Source organism: Streptococcus sp. SM5, assembly GCF_027497975.1.
The window spans coordinates 35,650-55,826 of sequence record NZ_JAJNSC010000022.1 but is presented as its reverse complement, the minus strand read 5'-3'; the positions used below and the strand labels follow the sequence as shown (position 1 = coordinate 55,826).

The following is a 20,177-nucleotide window of genomic DNA, read 5'->3' as shown; positions in this document are numbered from 1 at the left end:
TGGGTCACGTAACTGCTCGTCGTGGACGTGTAGATGGTATGGAAGCACACGGTAACAGCCAAATCGTTCGTGCTTACGTTCCACTTGCTGAAATGTTCGGTTACGCAACAGTTCTTCGTTCTGCATCTCAAGGACGTGGTACATTCATGATGGTATTTGACCACTACGAAGATGTACCTAAGTCAGTACAAGAAGAAATCATTAAGAAAAACAAAGGTGAAGACTAATCAGTCCTCACTCTAGAAGGAAGTCACTTAGTGGCTTCCTTTTTGTATAGTTATTATAAATTTCATTAACTCTGCAAACGTGCAGTGCGCTCAAAAAAATTTCATATAAAAATGAGTTAAAGAAATTTACAATATAAATGCAAATAAATTGCTAAAGAATGTGAATTATATTTTAAAACTTATAAAAAATAGAATAATATTCATAAATAAACGTTAAAATAGAAAATTCAGAAAATTTCTTCTTTTCTCTTGAAAAATTTTGAAAAAATGGTATGATAGTAACAAGTTATTTTTAAGAGAAGAGAAAGGGGAACAATGGAGAAAATCAGTTTAGAATCTCCTAAGACGGGGTCGGACCTAGTTTTGGAAACACTTCGTGATTTAGGAATTGATACCATCTTTGGTTATCCTGGTGGTGCGGTCTTGCCTTTTTATGATGCGATATATAATTTTAAAGGCATTCGCCACATTCTAGGGCGCCATGAGCAAGGTTGTTTGCATGAAGCTGAAGGTTATGCCAAATCAACTGGAAAGTTGGGTGTTGCCGTCGTCACTAGCGGACCAGGAGCAACAAATGCCATTACAGGGATTGCGGATGCCATGAGCGATAGCGTTCCCCTTTTGGTCTTTACAGGTCAGGTTGCGCGAGCAGGGATTGGGAAAGATGCTTTTCAGGAGGCAGACATCGTGGGAATTACCATGCCAATCACTAAGTACAATTACCAAGTTCGTGAGACAGCTGATATCCCTCGTATTATTACGGAAGCTGTTCATATCGCAACTACAGGCCGTCCAGGGCCAGTCGTCATTGACCTACCTAAAGACGTATCTGCTTTAGAAACAGACTTCATTTATTCACCAGAAGTGAACCTACCAAGCTATCAACCGACTCTTGAGCCGAATGATATGCAAATCAAGAAAATTTTGAAGCAATTGTCCAAGGCTAAAAAACCAGTCTTGTTAGCTGGTGGGGGGATTAGTTATGCTGAAGCAGCTGCAGAATTAAATGAATTTGCAGAACGCTATCAAATCCCGGTGGTAACCAGTCTTTTGGGACAAGGAACGATTGCAACGAGTCATCCACTCTTCCTTGGAATGGGAGGCATGCACGGGTCATTTGCAGCTAATATTGCCATGACGGAAGCGGACTTTATGATTAGTATTGGTTGTCGTTTCGATGACCGCTTGACGGGGAATCCTAAGACCTTCGCTAAGAATGCTAAGGTTGCTCATATTGATATTGACCCAGCCGAGATTGGCAAGATTATCAGTGCAGATATTCCTGTAGTTGGAGATGCTAAGAAAGCTTTGCAAATGTTGCTGGCTGAACCGACAGTTCATAACAATACTGAGAAATGGATTGAGAAAGTCACTAAAGACAAGAACCGCGTTCGTTCTTACGATAAGAAAGAGCGTGTAGTTCAACCGCAAGCTGTTATTGAACGAATTGGTGAATTAACTAACGGAGATGCTATTGTGGTAACAGACGTTGGTCAACACCAAATGTGGACAGCTCAGTATTATCCCTACCAAAATGAACGTCAGTTAGTGACTTCAGGTGGTTTGGGAACGATGGGATTTGGAATTCCAGCAGCAATCGGAGCTAAAATTGCTAATCCAGATAAGGAAGTAGTCTTGTTTGTTGGGGATGGCGGTTTCCAAATGACTAACCAGGAATTGGCTATTTTGAACATTTACAAGGTGCCAATCAAGGTGGTTATGCTGAACAACCACTCGCTTGGAATGGTTCGCCAGTGGCAGGAATCCTTCTATGAAGGTAGAACATCTGAGTCGGTCTTTGATACTCTTCCTGATTTTCAATTGATGGCACAAGCTTATGGAATTAAAAACTATAAGTTTGACAATCCTGAGACCTTGGCCCAAGACCTTGAAGTCATCACTGAGGATGTTCCTATGCTAATCGAGGTAGATATTTCTCGTAAGGAACAGGTGCTACCAATGGTACCAGCTGGTAAGAGTAATCATGAGATGTTGGGGGTGAAGTTCCATGCGTAGAATGTTAACAGCAAAACTACAGAATCGTTCAGGAGTCCTCAATCGTTTTACTGGCGTTCTATCTCGTCGTCAGGTTAATATCGAAAGCATCTCTGTTGGAGCAACAGAAGATCCGAATGTATCGCGTATCACCATTATTATTGATGTAGCTTCACATGATGAAGTGGAGCAAATCATTAAGCAACTTAATCGTCAGATTGATGTGATTCGCATTCGAGATATTACAGACAAGCCTCATTTGGAGCGCGAGGTAATTTTGGTTAAGATGTCAGCACCAGCCGAGAAGCGCGCTGAGATTTTAGCGATTATTCAACCTTTCCGTGCAACGGTGGTAGATGTAGCGCCAAGCTCGATTACTATTCAAATGACAGGAAATGCAGAAAAGAGCGAAGCACTGTTGCGAGTCATTCGACCATACGGTATTCGCAATATTGCTCGAACGGGTGCCACTGGATTTACCCGCGATTAATAATCTTCGAAAATCTCTTCAAATCACGTCAGCTTTGCCTTGCCGTACTCAAGTACAGCCTGTAGCTAGCTTCCTAATTTGCTCTTTGATTTTCATTGAGTATAAAAATATTTTAAATTTGTTAAACCAGCCTAAAAGGCAATAAATAATAGAAAAGAGAGAAAAACTATGGCAGTTCAAATGGAATATGAAAAAGATGTTAAAGTAGCAGCACTTGACGGTAAAAAAATCGCCGTTATTGGTTATGGTTCGCAAGGACATGCGCATGCTCAAAACTTGCGTGACTCAGGTCGTGATGTCATCATCGGTGTACGTCCAGGTAAATCTTTTGACAAAGCAAAAGAAGATGGATTTGACACTTACACAGTAGCAGAAGCAACTAAATTGGCTGACGTTATCATGATTTTGGCACCAGACGAAATCCAACAAGAATTGTACGAAGCAGAAATCGCTCCAAACTTGGAAGCTGGAAATGCAGTTGGATTTGCTCATGGTTTCAATATCCACTTTGAGTTTATCAAAGTTCCTGCGGATGTAGATGTCTTTATGTGTGCTCCTAAAGGACCAGGACACTTGGTACGTCGTACTTATGAAGAAGGATTTGGTGTTCCAGCTCTTTACGCAGTATATCAAGATGCAACAGGAAATGCTAAAAACATTGCTATGGACTGGTGTAAAGGTGTTGGAGCAGCTCGTGTAGGTCTTCTTGAAACAACTTACAAAGAAGAAACTGAAGAAGATTTGTTTGGTGAACAAGCTGTACTTTGTGGTGGTTTGACTGCCCTTATCGAAGCAGGTTTCGAAGTCTTGACAGAAGCAGGTTACGCTCCAGAATTGGCTTACTTTGAAGTTCTTCACGAAATGAAATTGATCGTCGACTTGATCTACGAAGGTGGATTCAAGAAAATGCGTCAATCAATTTCAAACACTGCTGAGTACGGTGACTATGTATCAGGTCCACGTGTAATTACTGAGCAAGTTAAAGAAAACATGAAAGCTGTTTTGGCAGACATCCAAAATGGTAAATTTGCAAATGACTTTGTAAATGACTATAAAGCTGGACGTCCAAAATTGACTGCTTACCGTGAACAAGCAGCTAACCTTGAAATTGAAAAAGTTGGTGCAGAATTGCGTAAAGCAATGCCATTCGTTGGTAAAAATGACGATGATGCATTTAAAATCTATAACTAATTGATAGAAATTAAGGTGAAGGCGAGTTGGGGGACTAACTCGCTTTTATAATCAATTCATCTCTTTTTAAAAGGATGGATTGAGATAAGTATGAAATAGTCTAGGAGAAAATGATGTTAAGTTCAAAAGATATAATCAAGGCTCATAAGGTCTTGAATGGTGTGGTCGTTAATACACCACTGGATTATGACCATTATTTATCGGAGAAGTATGGTGCTAAGATTTATTTGAAAAAGGAAAATGCTCAACGTGTTCGTTCTTTTAAGATCCGTGGTGCCTATTATGCCATTTCGCAGCTCAGCAAGGAAGAGCGTGAGCGTGGGGTAGTCTGTGCTTCTGCGGGGAATCATGCGCAGGGAGTTGCCTATACTTGTAATGAGATGAAAATTCCTGCTACTATTTTTATGCCAATTACAACTCCGCAACAAAAAATTGGACAAGTTCGCTTTTTTGGTGGGGACTTCGTGACTATTAAATTAGTTGGAGATACTTTTGATGCCTCAGCCAAAGCAGCTCAAGAATTTACAGTTTCTGAAAATCGTACTTTTATTGATCCTTTTGATGATGCCCATGTTCAGGCAGGTCAAGGGACAGTTGCTTATGAGATTTTAGAAGAGGCTCGAAAAGAATCGATTGATTTTGATGCTGTTTTGGTCCCTGTTGGCGGCGGTGGTCTCATTGCTGGGGTTTCTACCTATATCAAGGAAACAAGTCCAGAAATTGAAGTCATTGGGGTAGAGGCTAATGGAGCACGTTCCATGAAGGCTGCTTTTGAAGCTGGTGGACCTGTTAAACTCAAAGAAATTGACAAATTTGCGGATGGGATTGCTGTGCAAAAGGTAGGTCAGTTGACCTATGAAGCAACTCGTCAACATGTTCAAACCTTAGTAGGTGTCGATGAGGGATTGATTTCTGAAACCTTGATTGACCTCTACTCTAAGCAAGGGATTGTCGCAGAACCTGCTGGAGCTGCTAGTATCGCCTCTCTAGAGGTGTTGGCTGAATATATCAAGGGGAAAACCATTTGTTGTATCATTTCTGGAGGAAATAATGATATCAACCGTATGCCGGAAATGGAAGAGCGTGCCTTGATTTATGATGGGATCAAGCATTACTTTGTGGTTAATTTTCCACAGCGTCCGGGGGCTTTGCGTGAGTTTGTAAATGATATCTTGGGGCCAAATGATGATATCACACGTTTTGAGTATATCAAACGAGCTAGCAAGGGGACAGGCCCAGTATTGATTGGGATTGCCTTGGCAGATAAGCATGATTATGCAGGCTTGATTCGTCGAATGGAAGGTTTTGATCCAGCTTATATTAACTTAAATGGTAACGAAACGCTCTATAATATGCTTGTCTGAGGACTAATAAAAAAATATCATATTATTTGCACAATTGATGTATAGGTGCTATAATGAAGATGAAGAAAGGGGGCGATTCCTATGGACTTAGGAAATCGATTACGCTATTTCTATCATAACTCATTATAGTACCTATGTTTTTTTGATTCAGTTTATAGTAAGGGAGTAAAATTACTTGTTATATGTTAGGAGTTTTTTGAAATCTACTATTTTATATATAGCTAATCTGAAATTTAGCTAAATATAATAGGGATTAGAAAAAATAATCAATACTAATGAGATGCCTTATTATACTGAGATTACTGAGAAGAGTGATGGAATATTCGTAAGATGAAAACAGTAAAAAAATGAAGCATAGAATACTACGGTTTCCTAGCTATTTGTATTTTAATGGGTAGGAGAAATAAAAAGTAAACTTGATAAAGTAAATAACTGGTACAGTTGACCAAATGATTGAATGCTGGTGCAGACATGAAAAAGTCTAAAAGGAGAAAAATACTCGTTAGAAATGGTTTAGAGCAGAAGATTATTTTGTCAAATTTTTTTGTTTTACAGTGGAATAAATAATATGAAATAAGATTAGAATATGTCTAGATTATCGAGAATCAGCATCTGTCAAATACGAATATTATTACATAAATAAGATTTAATAATACAGTTATTTTAAAGAACTATAAAAATTGTTTTCGACAATGAAAAACCTACATATTATCAGCTTTAATAAGATAGTAAGTAAAAATAAGGGCGTTTATTTTATTGAATATATGTTTTTTTATTGACAAAAAGCATAAAAGCGTATACAATTAGATATCGTAAATAAGAAAATAGGAGAAAGACATGGCTAAGTCAAACTTTGAAAAAGTAGAATCAGTTGTTGGCTGGGTTCGTGATAAGAAAATCACAGGCTACCGTATCTCTAAAGAAACGAATGCGCGTGAAATGTCTATCATTGCTCTAGCTCAGGGGCGTGCAAAAGTTAAAAATATTTCGTTTGAAACGGCTCTAGGTTTAATTGATTTCTATGATAAAAATCATGAAAAATTTGAAGATTAATCTTTGGATAATGGTGGATTCTTGAATAGGGTCTGCCTTTTCATTTTTTGGCTAGTAAAAAGACTGCACGGTTGATGCAGCCTTTTCTTTTTATTTGAGATAGCGTTGAAGGAATTCTTTTGTACGGTCTTCTTTAGGATTGGTGAAGAGGTCTTCTGGTTTGCCTTCTTCAGCAATCACACCCTTATCCATAAAGATAACACGGTGAGAGACGTCACGGGCGAATTCCATTTCGTGGGTTACGACAATCATAGTCAAGCCTTCCTGAGCCAGATCTTGCATGATTTTGAGGACTTCTCCAACCATTTCTGGATCGAGAGCTGATGTTGGTTCATCAAAGAGAATGGCGTCCGGATTCATTGAAAGGGCACGAGCGATGGCTACACGTTGTTTTTGACCACCTGAGAGTTGTTTTGGTTTGGCTTGCCAGTAGCGTTCTCCCATGCCGACCTTTTCTAGGTTTTCTTTGGCAATCTTTTCAGCTTCTGTACGTTCGCGTTTAAGGACAGTTGTCTGAGCGACAATTGTGTTTTCAAGTACGTTAAGATTTTCAAAGAGGTTAAAGGATTGGAAAACCATTCCCAACTTTTCACGGTATTGTGTGAGGTCATAGCCTTTTTCGAGAACGTTTTGTCCATGATAAAGGATTTGTCCATCAGTTGGAGTTTCAAGTAGGTTAATGGAGCGTAGGAAGGTTGATTTTCCGCTTCCAGAGCTTCCGATGATAGAGATAACTTCACCCTTGTGAACAGTTAGAGAAATGTCTTTTAGCACTTCGTTTTGTCCATAGGATTTTTTGAGGTGTTTAATTTCAAGGATTGCTTGTGTCATTATTTCAAATCCTCCGTTTGCATTTGGTTAGCACCTGTAGTATAGGTATCCATGTCCATGCGGCGTTCGATGAATCGTAGGATACGTGTTACGGTGAAGGTGAGGACAAAGTAAATCACGGCGATGATTGTAAATGTCTGGAAGTATTGATAGGTTTGTGTTGCTACGGTATTTCCTGAGAAGTAAAGTTCGACAACCGAGATAACGTTCAATACAGATGTATCTTTGATATTGATGACAAATTCATTACCAGTTGCTGGTAGGATGTTACGAACTACCTGAGGGAGGACAATCTTACGCATGGTTTGGTTATGGGTCATACCAAGAGCAGTCGCGGCTTCAAATTGTCCCTTGTCAACTGCTAGGATACCACCACGAACAATTTCAGTCATGTAGGCACCGGTGTTGATCGAAACGATGAAGATAGCAGCCAGTGTACGGTCAAGGTTGATACCGAAAGCTTGGGCAGTTCCATAGTAGATAACCATCGATTGAACAATCATAGGTGTACCACGGAAAATTTCAATGTAGACATTGAGGATCCAGCCGACTAGTTTTTGTAGACCATAAATGGCTTTATTCTCAGATAGAGGAGCAGTACGGAAGACACCAATGGCAAGGCCGATAATGAGACCTGTGATGGTTCCGACGATAGAGATTAAAAGAGTGACACCAGCACCACGCAAAAGTTGTTGCCAGTTTTCAGAAAGAATTTTAGCGACTTGGCTAAAGAAACTACTGCTAGTCTCTTCAGTTGTTGTAGCTTCGGCAGGTTGTTCCTTGATCATACGATCCATCAAGGCAACTTGATCGTCTTTTGAAATGGTTTCAATGCTGGCATTGATTTGGCTAATACGGTTGTCATCTTTACGAAGTCCAATGGCGATAGCTGTATCTTCTTCCCCCGTTTTGAAACCTGGTTCTACTTGAACCATTTTAAACTTAGAGTTAGCAGCTTCGGCAGTCAGAGCTTCTGGGCGTTCAGAAACATAAGCATCGATGACACCAGCCTCAAGAGCTTGGCGCATTTGAGCGAAGTCTCCCATGGCTGTTTCTTTTTTAGCGCCCGGGATTTGTGCAATCAAGTCGTAGAGGTAGACACCTTGTTGAGAAGTGATTTTCGCACCGTTAAAGTCATCCAAAGATTTAGCACTTGCGTAGGCAGAATCTTTTTTGACAAGCAAAACTGGTTCGCTAGTGTAGTAACTGCTTGAAAATGCAATTTCTTGTTTGCGTTCGGCAGTAGGACTCATACCTGCGATAATCATGTCAATCTTACCAGAAGTAAGGGCAGGAACTAGACCTTCCCACTTTGTTTTAACAACCAAAGGTTCTTTACCTAAGTCCTTAGCGATTTTCTTGGCGATTTGAACATCGTATCCGTTAGCATACTGGTTAGTCCCATCGATTTTGACAGCCCCATTGCTATCATCATCCTGAGTCCAGTTAAAGGGAGCATATGCTGCTTCCATCCCGATGCGTAAATATTCATCGGCTTGGGCAACATTGACAAGTCCCAGCATCAGCAAGAGACTTGTGAAAATAGATAAGTATATTTTTCTCATGATTTCTCCTATTTCTAATCTATTAAAAAATAACTGCCTCCTATTTTATCGAAAAAAACTCTATTTTTCAACATAGGTAAGCCCTTACTTATGAAAAAATGATATAATGATAGCAAAGATAAAAAAGGGGACTTAGTTGATGAAAAAAACTTTTTTCTTGCTGTTATTTTGTTTGTTTTGTATGTTTCCACTCTCGGTTTTTGCCATTGATTTTAAGATAAACTCTTATCAAGGAGATTTGTATATTCATGCAGACAATACGGCAGAATTTAGACAGAAGATAGTTTACCAGTTTGAGGAGGACTTTAAGGGGCAAATCGTGGGACTTGGACGTGCTGGCAAGATGCCTAGCGGATTTGAGATAGATCCTCAACCAAAGGTTCAGGCCTCGAAAAACGGTGCTGAACTGACAGACGTTACTAGCGAAGTGACAGAAGAGGCGAATGGTTATACTGTGAAAGTCTACAATTCAGGTCAAGAAGGCGACACAGTTGAAGTTGACCTCGTTTGGAACTTAAAGAATTTACTTTTCCTTTATGATGACATCGCTGAATTAAATTGGCAACCTCTGACAGATAGTTCAGGAGCTATTGGAAAGTTTGAATTTCATGTAAGGGGAGACAAGGGGGCTGAAAAACTCTTTTTCCATACAGGGAAACTTTTTAGAGAGGGAACGGTTGAAAAGAGTAACCTTGATTATACTATCCGTTTAGACAATCTTCCGCCTAAGCGGGGAGTTGAATTGCATGCCTACTGGCCTCGAACTGATTTTGCTAGCGCTAGGGATCAGGGATTGAAAGGAAATCGTTTAGAAGAGTTTAATAAGATAGAAGACTCGATTTTTAAAGAAAAAGAGCAAAGTAAACAACTCGTTACTTGGGTCTTCCCTTCGATACTTTCTATCTCCTTGTTATTGAGTATTTGCTTCTATTTCATCTATAGAAGAAAGACCACTCCTTCCGTCAAATATGCCAAAAATCATCGTATCTATGAACCACCAATGGAATTAGAGCCTATGGTTTTATCAGAAGCAGTCTACTCGACCTCCTTGGAAGAAGTGAGTCCTCTAACAAAAGGAGCAGGTAAATTTACCTTTGACCAACTTATTCAAGCTACCTTGCTAGATGTGATAGACCGTGGGAATGTTTCTATCATTTCAGAAGGAGATGCAGTTGGTTTGAAGCTAGTAAAAGAAGATGGTTTGTCAAGTTTTGAGAAAGACTGTCTAAATCTGGCTTTTTCAGGCAAAAAAGAAGAAACTCTTTCCAATTTGTTTGCGGATTACAAGGTATCTGATAGTCTTTATCGTAGAGCAAAAGTTTCTGATGAAAAACGGATTCAAGCAAAGGGGCGTCAGCTCAAATCTTCTTTTGAAGAAGTATTGAAAGAGATGCAAGAAGGAGTGAGAAATAGAGTTACCTTCTGGGGGCTTCCGGATTACTACCGTCCTTTAACTGGTGGGGAAAAGGCCTTGCAAGTGGGTATGGGGGTCTTGACTATCTTGCCCCTATTTATCGGATTTGGTTTGTTCTTGTACAGTTTGGATGTTTATGGCTATCTTTACCTCCTCTTGCCAATACTTGGTTTTCTAGGTTTGGTTTTGGCTGTTTTCTATTATTGGAAGCTTCGATTAGATAATCGTGATGGTGTCCTAAATGAAGCAGGAGCAGAAGTATACTATCTCTGGACCAGTTTTGAAAATATGTTGCGTGAGATTGCACGATTGGATCAGGCTGAATTGGAAAGTATTGTGGTCTGGAATCGCCTCTTGGTTTATGCGACTTTATTTGGCTATGCAGACAAGGTCAGTCATTTGATGAAGGTTCATCAGATTCAAGTGGAAAATCCAGATATCAATCTCTATGTAGCTTATGGCTGGCACAATATGTTTTATCATTCAACAGCACAAATGAGCCATTATGCCAATGTCGCAAACACAGCAAGTACCTATTCCGTATCTTCTGGAAATGGAAGTTCTGGTGGTGGCTTCTCCGGAGGTGGCGGCGGGGGCAGTATCGGTGCCTTTTAAAGAGAGATGTCACAGACTGAAAAAATATGCTATAATGGAAGATAGAAAAAGGAGTAATCTATGTATCTTATTGAAATTTTAAAATCTATCTTCTTCGGTATTGTTGAAGGAATTACGGAATGGTTGCCGATTTCCAGTACAGGTCACTTGATTTTAGCAGAGGAGTTTATCCAATACCAAAATCAGAATGAATCTTTTATGTCCATGTTTAATGTCGTGATTCAGCTTGGTGCGATTTTAGCGGTTATGGTGATTTACTTTAACAAGCTCAATCCTTTCAAACCGACTAAGGATAAGCAGGAAGTTCGTAAGACTTGGAGACTGTGGTTGAAGGTCTTGGTTGCCACTTTACCTTTGCTTGCCGTCTTTAAATTTGATGATTGGTTTGATACTCACTTCCATAATATGGTTTCAGTTGCTCTCATGTTGATTATTTATGGGATTGCCTTTATCTATTTGGAAAAGCGAAATAAAGCTCGTGCTATTGAACCAAGTGTAACAGAGTTGGACAAGCTTCCTTATACGACAGCCTTCTATATCGGACTCTTCCAAGTTCTTGCTCTTTTACCAGGGACTAGCCGTTCAGGAGCAACGATTGTCGGTGGTTTGTTGAATGGAACTAGTCGTTCTGTTGTGACAGAATTTACCTTCTATCTTGGAATTCCAGTTATGTTTGGAGCTAGCGCATTAAAGATTTTCAAATTTGTGAAAGCAGGACAGCTCTTGAGCTTTGGACAATTGTTCTTGCTCTTGGTTGCGATGGGAGTCGCCTTTGCGGTCAGCATGATCGCTATTCGTTTCTTGACAAGTTATGTGAAAAAACACGACTTTACCCTTTTCGGTAAATACCGTATCGTGCTTGGTAGTGTCTTGCTACTTTATAGCTTTGTTCGTTTATTTGTATAAGAAAAACCTTGAAGGGGCAGCTCTTCAAGGTTTTATACTCAATGAAAATCAAAGAGCAAACTAGGAAGCTAGCCGCAGGTTGCTCAAAACACTGTTTTGAGGTTGCAGATAGAGCTGACGTGGTTTGAAGAGATTTTCGAAGAGTATTAAAATCCAGTCAGGGTAATCCCCAGCAGGCGGACACCTCTTTCTTTCTCGCTTAACTCTTCATAGAGTTGCAGGGCAATTTGGCTTATCTGACTAGCATCCTGTGTTTTTTGGGCCAGACTTTTTCGTTTAGTAAGAGTTGAAAAGTCTTCGTAGCGGATTTTCAAAATGACAATTTTTCCAGCTTTTTCTTGCTGATTGAGATTGAGAGCGACCCTTTCTGATAGGAGAGTCAGCTCTTTTTTGATGTCCTCCTCGACACGGAGAATCTTTCCATAGGTTTTCTCCTTCCCAATTGATTTACGGATGCGATTGGATTTAACTGGGGAATTGTGGATACCTCGAGCCTTTCGATAAAGGTCATAGCCCAGTCTGCCAAAGCGGTCTATTAGGGTTACCTCAGGGACTTCAAGTAGGTCAGCGCCAGTAAAAACTCCCATTTGATGAAGACGTTCTACTGTCTTTTTTCCCACTCCATGAAACTTGGAAATATCCATTTGTTTGAGAAAATCCTCAGCTTGGTCAGGTAGAATCACTGTCAAACCATGTGGTTTTTGATAATCACTGGCCATTTTAGCTAAGAATTTATTGTAGGAAACACCGGCAGAAGCAGTTAGATGAAGTTCCTGCCAGATATCCTCTTGAATGAGGCGAGCAATTTTGACCGCTGACTTGATACCGAGTTTATTTTCTGTTACATCCAAATAGGCTTCGTCAATACTCATAGGTTCAATCAAATCTGTATAGCGCTTAAAGATAGTTCGAATCTGGAATCCCACAGACTTGTATTTTTCATAATTCCCTGAGATAAAGACGGCCTGGGGGCAACGCTCATAGGCTTCCTTGGAACTCATGGCTGAATGGACACCAAAAGCGCGCGCCTCATAGCTACAAGTGGACACGACACCACGCCCACCTGTTTGCCGAGGGTCACTGCCGATAATGACAGGTTTTCCTCTGAGTTTAGGATTATCTCTGATTTCCACCGCAGCAAAAAAGGCATCCATGTCAATATGGATGATCTTTCTTGATAAATCATTTAATAAAGGGAAAATCAACATGCCTAGCACCTTTTTATACTCTTCGAAAATCAAATTCAAACCACGTCAGCTTCGCCTTGCCGTACTCAAGTACTGTCTGTGGCTAGCTTCCTAGTTTGCTTTTTGATTTTCATTGAGTATTACTGCTTATTTTCTTTTATTATACCCTTTTTTCTGAAAAAAAGAAAAAAGGCTTTATTTTTTTCAAAAATATAATACAGTTTGGGATGAAATATAGACTGTTTTAGAAAAGAAAGTGTAAAAACAGGGATTTTTCGCTTGTTGAAATCGGTTACTGTATGGTATACTTGTCTCATGAATGTAACAGATGACTGTTACTAGAAAGAAAAAAGAGGACATTAACATGGTTGTTAAGACAGTTGTTGAAGCACAAGATATTTTTGACAAAGCTTGGGAAGGCTTCAAAGGCGTAGATTGGAAAGAAAAAGCAAGTGTATCACGCTTCGTACAAGCTAACTACACACCTTACGATGGAGACGAAAGCTTCCTTGCAGGACCAACAGAACGTTCACTTCACATCAAAAAAATTGTAGAAGAAACTAAGGCTCACTACGAAGAAACTCGTTTCCCAATGGACACTCGTCCAACATCTATCGCTGATATCCCAGCAGGATTTATCGATAAAGAAAACGAAGTTATCTTCGGTATCCAAAATGACGAACTCTTCAAATTGAACTTCATGCCAAAAGGTGGTATCCGTATGGCTGAAACTACTTTGAAGGAAAATGGATACGAACCAGACCCAGCTGTTCACGAAATCTTCACTAAATACGTAACAACAGTTAACGACGGTATTTTCCGTGCTTACACTTCAAACATTCGTCGCGCTCGTCACGCTCACACTGTAACTGGTCTTCCAGATGCATACTCACGCGGACGTATCATCGGTGTTTACGCACGTCTTGCTCTTTACGGTGCAGACTACTTGATGCAAGAAAAAGTAAACGACTGGAATGCAATCGAAGAAATCGATGAAGAAACAATCCGTCTTCGTGAAGAAATCAATCTTCAATACCAAGCATTGCAACAAGTTGTTCGCTTGGGTGACCTTTACGGAGTTGACGTTCGCAAACCAGCGATGAACGTTAAAGAAGCTATCCAATGGGTTAACATCGCCTTCATGTCTGTCTGCCGTGTTATCAACGGTGCTGCTACATCTCTAGGTCGTGTGCCAATCGTATTGGACATCTTTGCAGAACGTGACCTTGCTCGTGGTACATTTACTGAATCAGAAATCCAAGAATTCGTTGATGATTTTGTTATGAAACTTCGTACAGTTAAATTTGCTCGTACAAAAGCTTATGACCAATTGTACTCAGGTGACCCAACTTTCATCACAACTTCTATGGCTGGTATGGGTAACGACGGTCGTCACCGTGTTACTAAGATGGACTACCGTTTCTTGAACACTCTTGACAACATCGGTAACTCTCCAGAACCAAACTTGACAGTTCTTTGGACTGATAAATTGCCATACAACTTCCGTCGCTACTGTATGCACATGAGCCACAAACACTCTTCTATCCAATACGAAGGTGTAACAACAATGGCTAAAGACGGATATGGTGAAATGAGCTGTATCTCATGCTGTGTGTCTCCGCTTGACCCAGAAAATGAAGAACAACGCCACAACATCCAGTACTTCGGTGCTCGTGTAAACGTATTGAAAGCCCTTCTTACTGGTTTGAACGGTGGTTACGACGATGTTCACAAAGACTACAAAGTATTTGACATCGAACCAATCCGTGACGAAGTTCTTGAATTCGAATCAGTTAAAGCTAACTTTGAAAAATCTCTTGACTGGTTGACTGATACTTACGTAGATGCTTTGAACATCATTCACTACATGACTGATAAGTACAACTATGAAGCTGTTCAAATGGCATTCTTGCCAACTAAACAACGTGCCAACATGGGATTCGGTATCTGTGGATTTGCCAACACTGTTGACACATTGTCAGCTATCAAATACGCTACAGTTAAACCAATCCGTGACGAAAATGGCTACATCTACGATTACGAAACAATCGGTGAATATCCACGTTGGGGTGAAGATGACCCACGTTCAAACGAATTGGCAGAATGGTTGATCGAAGCTTACACAACTCGTCTACGTAGCCACAAACTTTACAAAGACGCAGAAGCTACTGTATCACTTTTGACAATCACATCTAATGTTGCTTACTCTAAACAAACTGGTAACTCACCAGTCCACAAAGGTGTATACCTCAATGAAGATGGTTCTGTGAACTTGTCTAAACTTGAATTCTTCTCACCAGGTGCTAACCCATCTAACAAAGCTAAAGGTGGATGGTTGCAAAACTTGAATTCACTTTCTAGCCTTGACTTTAGTTATGCAGCTGATGGTATCTCATTGACTACTCAGGTTTCTCCACGTGCTCTTGGTAAGACTCGTGATGAACAAGTTGATAACTTGGTAACAATCCTTGATGGTTACTTTGAAAACGGTGGACAACACGTTAACTTGAACGTTATGGACTTGAACGATGTTTACGAAAAAATCATGTCAGGTGAAGACGTTATCGTACGTATCTCTGGATACTGTGTAAACACTAAATACCTCACTCCAGAGCAAAAAACTGAATTGACACAACGTGTATTCCACGAAGTTCTTTCAATGGATGATGCCTTGGATGCATTGAGTTAAGATTATATAAAATAATACAAAGAAGGACTAGTTAAAAGCTAGTTCTTCTTTTTGTAAAATTTATTGGTCAATTAAAGTCAAATATCTTGACCTTTTTTGACTAATGTAGTATATTATGAACGTAAGGTAAATGAAAACCTTACTAGAACACTTATTTAAAGTAAAATAGAAAGAGGTGGGGTCTATGTTTAATCTAGAAATCTTTAGAAGTAAAGATAGTCTACTCCTGCTTGAAAAAGAAAAACCAGAAATAGTACGTAGAGTAGCGATTTAGCTAGTCTAAATTTTTTAAAATAAAGGTCAAAGATAGTCAATATCAGTAATAATAAATAATAAAATGAGGTAAAGAATATGAACAACAACTTTAATAATTTTAACAACATGGATGATTTATTTAACCAATTGATGGGTGGTATGCGAGGATACAGTTCTGAAAATCGCCGTTACTTGATTAATGGACGTGAAGTGACACCTGAGGAATTTGCTCACTATCGTGCAACTGGTCAATTGCCAGGAAATGCAGACGTTGATGGCCAAATGCCACAACAGGTTTCAGGTATGAAACAAGATGGTGTCCTTGCTAAACTGGGTCGAAATTTGACAGCAGAAGCGCGTGAGGGCAAGTTGGATCCTGTTATCGGACGAAACAAGGAAATTCAAGAGACATCTGAAATCCTCTCACGCCGTACTAAGAACAATCCTGTTTTGGTTGGAGACGCAGGTGTTGGTAAGACAGCCGTTGTCGAAGGTTTGGCACAAGCTATTGTAAACGGTGATGTTCCAGCCGCCATTAAGAATAAAGAAATTATTTCCATTGATATCTCAGGTCTTGAGGCTGGGACTCAATACCGTGGTAGTTTTGAAGAAAACGTTCAAAACCTAGTCAATGAAGTAAAAGAAGCGGGAAATATCATTCTCTTCTTTGATGAAATTCATCAAATTCTCGGTGCTGGTAGCACAGGTGATGGTCAAGGGTCTAAAGGTCTTGCTGATATCTTGAAACCAGCTCTTTCACGTGGAGAATTGACAGTGATTGGCGCAACTACTCAAGATGAATACCGTAATACTATCTTGAAAAATGCAGCCCTTGCTCGTCGTTTCAACGAAGTCAAGGTCAATGCTCCTTCAGCAGAGGATACTTTTAAAATTCTTCAAGGAATTCGTGACCTCTATCAACAACACCACAATGTCATCTTGCCAGACGAAGTTTTGAAAGCAGCGGTGGATTATTCTGTTCAGTATATTCCTCAACGTAGCTTGCCAGATAAGGCTATTGACCTTGTGGACGTAACGGCAGCTCACTTGGCGGCACAACATCCAGTAACAGATGTTCATGCTGTTGAACGTGAAATTGAGGCGGAAAAAGACAAGCAAGAAAAAGCAGTTGAGGCAGAAGATTTTGAAGCAGCTCTAAACTATAAAACACGCATCGCAGAATTGGAAAAGAAAATCGAAAACCATACAGAAGATATGAAAGTGACTGCAAGTGTCAACGATGTGGCTGAATCTGTAGAACGTATGACGGGTATTCCAGTATCTCAAATGGGGGCTACGGACATCGAACGTTTGAAAGATATGGGTCATCGTTTGCAGACGAAAGTTATTGGTCAAGATAAGGCCGTTGAAGCAGTAGCAAAAGCTATCCGTCGTAACCGTGCTGGTTTTGATGAAGGAAATCGCCCAATCGGTAGCTTCCTCTTTGTAGGTCCTACTGGTGTTGGTAAGACTGAGTTGGCTAAACAATTGGCTCTTGATATGTTCGGAACGAAAGATGCTATCATCCGTTTGGACATGTCAGAATACAGTGACCGAACAGCCGTTTCTAAATTGATCGGTACAACAGCCGGATATGTAGGATATGATGACAATAGCAATACCTTGACAGAACGTGTTCGTCGCAATCCTTACTCTATTATTCTCTTGGACGAAATTGAAAAGGCTGATCCCCAAGTGATCACTCTTCTCCTCCAAGTCTTGGATGACGGTCGTTTGACAGATGGTCAAGGAAATACGGTGAACTTCAAGAATACTGTCATTATTGCAACGTCAAATGCTGGATTTGGCTATGAAGCCAACTTGACAGAAGATGCAGATAAACCAGAGTTGATGGATCGTTTGAAACCATTCTTCCGTCCAGAGTTCCTTAACCGCTTTAACGCAGTTATCGAGTTCTCACACTTGACGAAGGAAGACCTTTCTAAGATTGTGGACTTGATGTTGGCTGAAGTCAACCAAACCTTGGCTAAGAAGGACATTGATTTGGTAGTCAGTCAAGCGGCTAAAGACTATATCACAGAAGAAGGCTATGACGAAGTTATGGGTGTTCGTCCTCTCCGTCGCGTGGTTGAACAACAAATTCGTGATAAGGTAACAGACTTCCACTTGGATCATCTAGATGCCAAACATTTGGAAGCAGACATGGAAGATGGTGGTTTAGTTATTCGTGAAAAAGCCTAACTCAAGATTCTGAGAATAAAAAAGAAGGAACCAGCTGACAAAAACTGGTTCCTTTTGTGTTTAAATAACATGACGTTCAAAGGCATCATCTGAGATTCCTTGTTCTAGGATGAGTTTCGCCCATTCTTTAGCAGAAAAGAGGCTGTGGTCCTTGTAGTTTCCGCAAGATTCGATCGTTGTCCCTGGAACATCTTCCCAAGTAGTAGTTTCAGCGATTTCCTTGAGCGAATCCTTGATAACTGCCGCAATCTCAGCGCTGGTATGGCGTCCCCACATAATCATGTGGAAGCCTGTGCGACAGCCAAATGGCGAACAGTCAATCATACCGTCAATGCGGGTACGGATGAGTTTTGCCAAGAGGTGCTCGATGGTGTGAAGGCCGGCAGTAGGGATTGAGTCTTCGTTTGGTTGCACTAAGCGAATATCATAATTAGAGATGATGTCTCCTTTTGGTCCAGTTTCTTCCCCAATCAAGCGGACATAAGGTGCTTTAACAATAGTGTGGTCAAGTTCAAAACTTTCAACAATAACTTCTTTTGACATGGTAAATCCTTTCAGTTTTCTTCTTTCATTATAACATAAAGCCGGCTCCTGAGACAGAGAGAAAACCTCTCCGAGAGTGGAGAGGTTGAAATCTTTACTTACGATACAAACGGTCGTATTGGTAGTAAGGGTCAAAGGTTACGTTGATACCCAGTTTACGAAGGACATTCTTGTCTTCATCAGTCAAGATGATGGTTGAATGGGCTTCGCTTCCTTTGAGGTTGCCAAGTTCTTCCATAGCACGAGCAGCATCAGGATTTTCTGTAGCTGTGATAGCAAGTGCAATCAAAATTTCATTTGAATGCAGGCGTGGATTACGACTGCCGAGATGATCGATTTTAAGACCTTGGATTGGCTTAACAACTTCAGGTTCGATTAGTTTTACTTCTTTAGCGATGTCAGCTGATTTCTTGATGGCGTTGATAAGAGCAGCTGCTGTAGGGCCAAAGAGTTCTGAGTTTTTACCAGTCACGATTTCCCCATTTGGTAATTCAAGGGCTAGGGCTGGTCCGCCAGTTTCTTCTGCTTTTTGACGGGCAACAACTGCAACCTTACGGTCTGCAGGTGTGATACCGAGGTCGTTCATAAGCAACTCGATTTTCTTGACAGCTGCTTCACCAACTTTCTCTGCTTTGAAATCAAGAACAGTCTGATAGTAACGGCGGATGATTTCTTGTTTAGAGGCTTCAATAGCAGCCTCATTATCTGTAATAGCGAAACCAACCATGTTGACACCCATATCAGTCGGAGAAGCGTATGGAGACTCTCCTAGAATGCGTTCCAACATGCGCTTGAGCACTGGGAAAATCTCGATATCACGATTGTAGTTGACAGTGGTTTCTCCGTAAGTTTGGAGATGGAAGGGGTCAATCATGTTGACATCATCAAGGTCAGCTGTGGCAGCCTCGTAGGCCAAGTTGACTGGGTGATGAAGGGGTAGATTCCAAACTGGGAAGGTTTCAAATTTAGCGTAACCAGACTTGATACCATTGATTTGGTCGTGGTACATATTGGACATACAGGTTGCCAATTTTCCAGAACCAGGTCCAGGAGCGGTTACGACAATCAAGTTGCGACTGGTTTTGATATAGTCGTTTTTCCCCATACCTTCTGGAGAAATGATGTGATCCATATCTGTTGGATATCCTTTGATTGGATAATGAAGATAAGAATCAATTCCGTTTTTTTCAAGTTGGTTGCGGAAGGCATCTGCGGCTGGTTGGCCAGCGTACTGTGTGATGACAACGGAACCAACAAAAATTCCCAATTCATTGAATTTATCAATCAAACGAAGAACTTCTTGGTCATAAGAAATGCCCAAGTCACCACGTGCTTTGGAATGCTCGATATTGCTAGCATTAATAGCAATCACAACCTCAACCTGCTCTTTCAATTCTTGCAAGAGCTTGATTTTGTTGTCAGGCTCATAACCAGGAAGGACACGAGCAGCGTGGAAATCTTCTAACATTTTACCACCAAACTCCAAGTAGAGCTTGCCGTCGAATTGGTTAATACGCTCCAAGATGTGGTCGCGCTGTAGATTCAAATATTGTTCAGAACTAAAAGCTTGTTTTTTCATTTTTTTACCTCTGACCTCTATTATAATAAAAAATTGGAAGTTAGGGAACTATGGAGTTAAAAAAGGAATCA

14 protein-coding genes and 1 pseudogene are annotated in these 20,177 nt (G+C 40.4%); 10 read left to right on the top strand and 5 right to left on the bottom strand.

Translation table 11 applies throughout. The annotated features are described in order from the left end of the window. From fusA to PAN07_RS13960, 6 genes and pseudogenes are all read left to right on the top strand, one after another. Positions 1 to 227: pseudogene (fusA, locus tag PAN07_RS13985) on the top strand (elongation factor G); the annotation flags it as partial. A 315-nt stretch (positions 228 to 542) separates the two neighbouring features. Next, a complete protein-coding gene (locus tag PAN07_RS13980) occupies positions 543 to 2,243 on the top strand; it encodes an acetolactate synthase large subunit (RefSeq protein WP_000411735.1) in 1,701 nt (566 codons plus the stop codon). Further along, positions 2,236 to 2,712, top strand: a complete 477-nt coding sequence (ilvN, locus tag PAN07_RS13975) for an acetolactate synthase small subunit (RefSeq protein WP_001253803.1) — start codon at positions 2,236 to 2,238, stop codon at positions 2,710 to 2,712. The genes PAN07_RS13980 and ilvN overlap by 8 nt, the downstream gene beginning before the upstream one ends. Positions 2,713 to 2,880: 168 nt before the next feature. Then, entirely contained in the window at positions 2,881 to 3,903 is a 1,023-nt protein-coding gene (gene ilvC, locus PAN07_RS13970; RefSeq protein ID WP_000290683.1) for a ketol-acid reductoisomerase, read from the top strand. A gap of 113 nt (positions 3,904 to 4,016) precedes the next feature. After that, entirely contained in the window at positions 4,017 to 5,267 is a 1,251-nt protein-coding gene (ilvA, locus tag PAN07_RS13965) for a threonine ammonia-lyase IlvA (protein WP_000952975.1), read from the top strand. An 837-nt stretch (positions 5,268 to 6,104) separates the two neighbouring features. Further along, the gene (locus tag PAN07_RS13960) at positions 6,105 to 6,320 is read left to right on the top strand and encodes a hypothetical protein (protein ID WP_001130035.1); all 216 of its coding nucleotides are present in this window, start codon (positions 6,105 to 6,107) and stop codon (positions 6,318 to 6,320) included. Between the two features lie 90 nt (positions 6,321 to 6,410). On the opposite strand, the gene PAN07_RS13955 is transcribed toward PAN07_RS13960, so the two are convergent. Then, positions 6,411 to 7,151 (bottom strand): amino acid ABC transporter ATP-binding protein, encoded by a 741-nt coding sequence (locus PAN07_RS13955; protein WP_000189477.1) that lies wholly within the window; start codon positions 7,149 to 7,151, stop codon positions 6,411 to 6,413. Then, entirely contained in the window at positions 7,151 to 8,716 is a 1,566-nt protein-coding gene (locus PAN07_RS13950) for an ABC transporter substrate-binding protein/permease (protein ID WP_033685559.1), read from the bottom strand. Before PAN07_RS13950 ends, PAN07_RS13955 begins: the two co-directional genes overlap by 1 nt. A 139-nt stretch (positions 8,717 to 8,855) precedes the next feature. On the opposite strand from PAN07_RS13950, the gene PAN07_RS13945 reads away from it, so the two are divergent. Both PAN07_RS13945 and PAN07_RS13940 read left to right on the top strand, forming a co-directional pair. Then, positions 8,856 to 10,745 carry a DUF2207 domain-containing protein gene (locus tag PAN07_RS13945; protein WP_261030720.1) on the top strand — a complete coding sequence of 630 codons (1,890 nt, stop codon included), beginning with the start codon at positions 8,856 to 8,858 and terminating at the stop codon, positions 10,743 to 10,745. Between the two features lie 60 nt (positions 10,746 to 10,805). Beyond that, positions 10,806 to 11,651 (top strand): undecaprenyl-diphosphate phosphatase, encoded by an 846-nt coding sequence (locus PAN07_RS13940; protein ID WP_049501842.1) that lies wholly within the window; start codon positions 10,806 to 10,808, stop codon positions 11,649 to 11,651. A gap of 146 nt (positions 11,652 to 11,797) precedes the next feature. On the opposite strand, the gene dinB is transcribed toward PAN07_RS13940, so the two are convergent. Then, a complete protein-coding gene (gene dinB / locus PAN07_RS13935) occupies positions 11,798 to 12,859 on the bottom strand; it encodes a DNA polymerase IV (RefSeq protein WP_269798154.1) in 1,062 nt (353 codons plus the stop codon). Positions 12,860 to 13,202: 343 nt separating this feature from the next. Here dinB and pflB point away from each other — a divergent pair, with 343 nt between their 5' ends. Together pflB and PAN07_RS13925 are read left to right on the top strand one after the other, a co-directional pair. Then, on the top strand, positions 13,203 to 15,527 hold the full coding sequence (pflB, locus tag PAN07_RS13930; RefSeq protein WP_000260631.1) for a formate C-acetyltransferase: 2,325 nt from the start codon (positions 13,203 to 13,205) through the stop codon (positions 15,525 to 15,527). 351 nt (positions 15,528 to 15,878) lie between these two features. Continuing rightward, on the top strand, positions 15,879 to 17,984 hold the full coding sequence (locus PAN07_RS13925; protein ID WP_247933469.1) for an ATP-dependent Clp protease ATP-binding subunit: 2,106 nt from the start codon (positions 15,879 to 15,881) through the stop codon (positions 17,982 to 17,984). Positions 17,985 to 18,044: 60 nt separating this feature from the next. On the opposite strand, the gene PAN07_RS13920 is transcribed toward PAN07_RS13925, so the two are convergent. Together PAN07_RS13920 and PAN07_RS13915 are read right to left on the bottom strand one after the other, a co-directional pair. Continuing rightward, complete coding sequence (locus tag PAN07_RS13920) at positions 18,045 to 18,527, bottom strand: S-ribosylhomocysteine lyase (RefSeq protein ID WP_000032547.1); 483 nt, start codon at positions 18,525 to 18,527, stop codon at positions 18,045 to 18,047. Between the two features lie 94 nt (positions 18,528 to 18,621). Then, positions 18,622 to 20,106 carry a DUF1846 domain-containing protein gene (locus PAN07_RS13915; RefSeq protein ID WP_261147296.1) on the bottom strand — a complete coding sequence of 495 codons (1,485 nt, stop codon included), beginning with the start codon at positions 20,104 to 20,106 and terminating at the stop codon, positions 18,622 to 18,624. Positions 20,107 to 20,177: the final 71 nt, after the last annotated feature.

Excerpts from the sequence above, each read along its gene's own strand:
- PAN07_RS13950 (WP_033685559.1), bottom strand. The coding sequence starts at position 8,716 with ATGAGAAAAATATACTTATCTATTTTCACAAGTCTCTTGCTGATGCTG.
- pflB (WP_000260631.1), top strand. The coding sequence starts at position 13,203 with ATGGTTGTTAAGACAGTTGTTGAAGCACAAGATATTTTTGACAAAGCT.
- ilvC (WP_000290683.1), top strand. The coding sequence starts at position 2,881 with ATGGCAGTTCAAATGGAATATGAAAAAGATGTTAAAGTAGCAGCACTT.
- PAN07_RS13955 (WP_000189477.1), bottom strand. The coding sequence starts at position 7,151 with ATGACACAAGCAATCCTTGAAATTAAACACCTCAAAAAATCCTATGGA.
- ilvA (WP_000952975.1), top strand. The coding sequence starts at position 4,017 with ATGTTAAGTTCAAAAGATATAATCAAGGCTCATAAGGTCTTGAATGGT.
- PAN07_RS13925 (WP_247933469.1), top strand. The coding sequence starts at position 15,879 with ATGAACAACAACTTTAATAATTTTAACAACATGGATGATTTATTTAAC.
- PAN07_RS13920 (WP_000032547.1), bottom strand. The coding sequence starts at position 18,527 with ATGTCAAAAGAAGTTATTGTTGAAAGTTTTGAACTTGACCACACTATT.
- PAN07_RS13945 (WP_261030720.1), top strand. The coding sequence starts at position 8,856 with ATGAAAAAAACTTTTTTCTTGCTGTTATTTTGTTTGTTTTGTATGTTT.
- dinB (WP_269798154.1), bottom strand. The coding sequence starts at position 12,859 with ATGTTGATTTTCCCTTTATTAAATGATTTATCAAGAAAGATCATCCAT.
- PAN07_RS13980 (WP_000411735.1), top strand. The coding sequence starts at position 543 with ATGGAGAAAATCAGTTTAGAATCTCCTAAGACGGGGTCGGACCTAGTT.
- ilvN (WP_001253803.1), top strand. The coding sequence starts at position 2,236 with ATGCGTAGAATGTTAACAGCAAAACTACAGAATCGTTCAGGAGTCCTC.
- PAN07_RS13915 (WP_261147296.1), bottom strand. The coding sequence starts at position 20,106 with ATGAAAAAACAAGCTTTTAGTTCTGAACAATATTTGAATCTACAGCGC.
- PAN07_RS13960 (WP_001130035.1), top strand. The coding sequence starts at position 6,105 with ATGGCTAAGTCAAACTTTGAAAAAGTAGAATCAGTTGTTGGCTGGGTT.
- PAN07_RS13940 (WP_049501842.1), top strand. The coding sequence starts at position 10,806 with ATGTATCTTATTGAAATTTTAAAATCTATCTTCTTCGGTATTGTTGAA.